The sequence below is a fragment of the Bacteroidota bacterium genome (assembly GCA_016183775.1).
In the GTDB taxonomy this organism is placed as follows: domain Bacteria; phylum Bacteroidota; class Bacteroidia; order JABDFU01; family JABDFU01; genus JABDFU01.
Map to the genome: position 1 here is coordinate 1 of JACPDY010000063.1, position 3,644 is coordinate 3,644.

Here is a 3,644-nt window from a genome sequence, read left to right on the forward strand (position 1 = left end):
ATAAAACCCTTGATGAAGTAAGTGACTTTATTACACTTGAACTTAGCAACCTCACAGAACAAAGCATAAAAAAAACATGTGGATTTGGGTATGTTTTTTCAAATATAAATTGGACTAATTAATATTTATAATTGGTATAAGACCTAATCACTTATACGGGTCAAGCAAAAGAGCGGATAGAAAAGTGCAGATGGCAAAAGAGAAATTCCTACCTGATAATTAACTTTTGCTTATAGATAGAGTTATCGGAGGTAGCAGATATAATATAAACTCCCGGAGAAAGTGTGTTTGAAGGGTCAACTGCCGTAATCTGGCCATTGTTTTTTTCTTGTATGTTTATTTTCGAAAATACCTGCCTTCCTATCGCGTCATATACTACTACTAAAATGGGTTTACTTTCATCGGCTGCATGATTCATATTTAAGTAAATGGTCGTATTGGAGTTCGCGTATACCGGGTTAGGGTATATACTGAAGCTGAAATTTTTACTGAAATTAATCGCAATTAGCTCTGAGTATTTATATTGTCCGTCAAAGTCAGTTTGTTTTAACTTGTAATACTGAATACCCGTTACCGGTTCCGTGTCAAAACTCTCGTAATTCATTACATGCGTTGAATTTCCGGCACCCTTAACAATTCCTATAGACTTCCAATCGCTTCCATTCAATGATTTTTCAATTGTAAAGAAATTATTATTTGTTTCACTTGCTGTACTCCAGTTTAGCCGTATGCTTTTATCCATTGCTGTCGCATTAAATGAGAGCAGCTCAATTGGCAGGGGTATATAGGTTGGACACAAGCCCAACACCTGAACAGGTACTCCACGGTTAGTAGTTGTTCCATCGCCTAACTGACCATTGTCATTTAACCCGCAGGCCCAAACCGTACTGTCATTCTTCAAAAATAGTGATTGGTAATACCCCGCACTTATTGTACGAACTCCGGTAAGTCCGCTAACCTGTACCGGTGTAGTTCGTTGTGTAAATGATCCGTCCCCTAATTGTCCTTGTGTATTGCGGCCACAGGCCCAAACAGTACTGTCTTTTTTAAGAAAAACAGAATGATAATACCCAGCTTCTATATCTATGACACCGGTAAGTCCGCTAACCTGTACAGCCGGACCGGCACCGGTACTCGTAGTTGTGCCATTGCCAAGTTGGCCTTCGGTATTAAGGCCGCAGCCCCAAACCGTACTGTCGTTCAATAAAAAAAGCAGAAAACGTCCACCCGCTTTTACTTTTTTTATACCGGTTAAACCGGCCACCTGAACAGGAGTACTTCTGCTGCCACAACAGCTTCCAATGCCCAATTCACCATAAGCATTCCGTCCGCAGGACCATGCGGTACCGTTACTCTTTAAATAAACTGTATGGTAATAACCCGAAGCAACGGCCACAACACCCGTAATAGAAGCTTGCCTGGGCACAGAATCATATTCATTAGTACCATTTCCACATTCCCCATATCCATTATAGCCACATGCCCATACCGTGCTGTCTTTCCTGAGAAAATGTGAGGTAGCACCCATAGCCGCTATTTGAATTATTCCCGTCATACCTTTCACCTGCACAGCGGAAGTCCGGTTAATTTGGGAACTATCCCCCAACTGGCCATATATGTTTTGTCCAACACCCCAAACCGTACTGTCATCTTTAAGAAAAAGTGAATGCCTTGATCCGGCCTCAACTTTGTTAATGTTTGTAAGGACACTGACGGGTTTTGGTACAGAGTCATTAACAGTTGTTCCATTGCCCAATTGACCGGATGAATTTAAGCCCCAACTCATAGCGGTTTTGTTTGAGCAAACAGCAAATGAGTGCGAATTACCGGTACCAAAAGGTTGGGCAAAAGAACCCGTGAAACAAATCGCAAAAAATATAAAACCTAAAACAGCGCGATGACCACCAAGCATCTCCTTAAGAGAGCCAGTGAGTTTTTTTTTCGGATATAATTGATAAAAGCTCATAATACGATCGAACTTTTTAACACTTTATAATGGTACTAGGTATTTTTACGTAATAAAATTACAAAGGTTATAAATTACACTTTTTTATGGTCTTCATTTTCAACACCCCCTTTTTTATGCAAAAATTAAACTATTTATACATTGAAGTTGGCAAAAGTTGAATTTTAATAAAAACCCAATGGCACAAGTTTATCGATTATCAATAAAAAGTACCCTTGACTGCAAGGTTAATTTTGGAAGTAAAGTAAAACTATTTGTTGAATTGGCAGTTTTTTTTGATTAAAAATTCCGGTCGGAAAGCCTGAATTAATGATTAGGCCGGATTATAAACTTGGTTATAATGTTATTGATTGTCGCGGTGATAGAACTACGTGAGGGTATATGAGATTTGATGATCGGGTTTAAATTGTAAATTAGTAGTAGTAAAAAGAGAAACTTTAGTGTCTGTGAATTTTTTCGATATTGAACTATAACCCCTAAAAACTATTCATCTATGAAATTAAAAACTTTACTCATCGCGCTGCTCGCACTATTTGTATTACAGAATCGGGCCCAAACTGTAACGGACATTGACGGGAATATTTACAACACGGTAACTATTGGCACCCAGGTTTGGATGAAAGAAAACTTAAAAACAACACATTACCAGAATGGGGATTCGATCGGGTCTACGTATCCGGCTACAAAGAGTGTAACAAGTGAATTTGCTCCGAAGTATCAATGGTTATATAACGGTGCGGACAGCCTTAAAGCATACGGACGTATGTATACCTGGCATGCAGTTTCGGATAGCCGGAATGTTTGTCCTACAGGTTGGCATGCTGCAACCGAAGCCGAGTGGAGAGACCTTGGAATTTATTTGGGTGGTGATTCTATAGCAGGGGCTAAATTGAAAGAAACAGGCACCGGTCATTGGACATCCCCGAACAATGCGACCAACTCAACTGGTTTTTCGGCCCGTCCCGGCGGCATTCGTTTTGGTTATGGAACATTTACCAATATCAATACTTACGGAACCTGGTGGACCTCTTCGGAGTATAGTGCCACTTACGGGTTGTACCGCCTCATGATAAATACCGATAAAACTCTTGGCCGGTACAGCGGACTTAAAAATAACGCCTATTCAGTGAGATGCGTGAGTAACAACCCGGCCACGGGTGTCAATAATTATGATCGTGATGAAAAAATAAGCGTGTTTCCAAATCCCGCAAGCGAAATGATCTATATTTCGGGTGTGGAAAATACCGTCGGAACAGTAACAATATATAATTTAATCGGGGAGTTGGTAGTGCAAAGAGAGTTAGGTCGTACTTCAAACGGAATTGACATTGCCGCTTTGAATAGGGGAGTATATTTTATTCAGTTATCAACTTCTGATAGAGTATTTAAGCAGAAATTTATCAGGCAATAGAGATTATATCAAATTATACCAACTTGCCATTAAGTCTAACAAAATAAAACACGGACTTGATGGCTAGTTGGTATTATGCCCCGTGTATTTAGCATTCTGTTAGCGGCCTGGTATTAGATTATCATAGAAGTTGTTTAAAGTCGTCTTAATAAAATTACAGTAAAAGCCAATAAATTCAATGCTCTCCAATGAATTTTATTTGTTTCAAAACGCGTCAATAGTGCCTTAAATGCATCTAACCATGCATTTGTTCGCTCTATCACAAAT

Annotated in this window: 2 protein-coding genes; one reads left to right on the plus strand and one right to left on the minus strand. The window is 39.4% G+C overall.

The genetic code is table 11. From position 1 onward, the window contains the following. Positions 1-208: 208 nt before the first annotated feature. Positions 209-1,966 (minus strand): T9SS type A sorting domain-containing protein, encoded by a 1,758-nt coding sequence (locus HYU69_07730; GenBank protein MBI2270232.1) that lies wholly within the window; start codon positions 1,964-1,966, stop codon positions 209-211. 493 nt (positions 1,967-2,459) lie between these two features. Here HYU69_07730 and HYU69_07735 point away from each other — a divergent pair, with 493 nt between their 5' ends. Further along, positions 2,460-3,377: a T9SS type A sorting domain-containing protein gene (locus HYU69_07735; protein MBI2270233.1), complete on the plus strand. Its 918-nt coding sequence runs from the start codon at positions 2,460-2,462 to the stop codon at positions 3,375-3,377. The last annotated feature ends 267 nt before the right edge of the window (positions 3,378-3,644 follow it).

Coding starts and splice junctions, on each gene's coding strand:
- HYU69_07730 (MBI2270232.1), bottom strand. CDS start 1,966: ATGAGCTTTTATCAATTATATCCGAAAAAAAAACTCACTGGCTCTCTT.
- HYU69_07735 (MBI2270233.1), top strand. CDS start 2,460: ATGAAATTAAAAACTTTACTCATCGCGCTGCTCGCACTATTTGTATTA.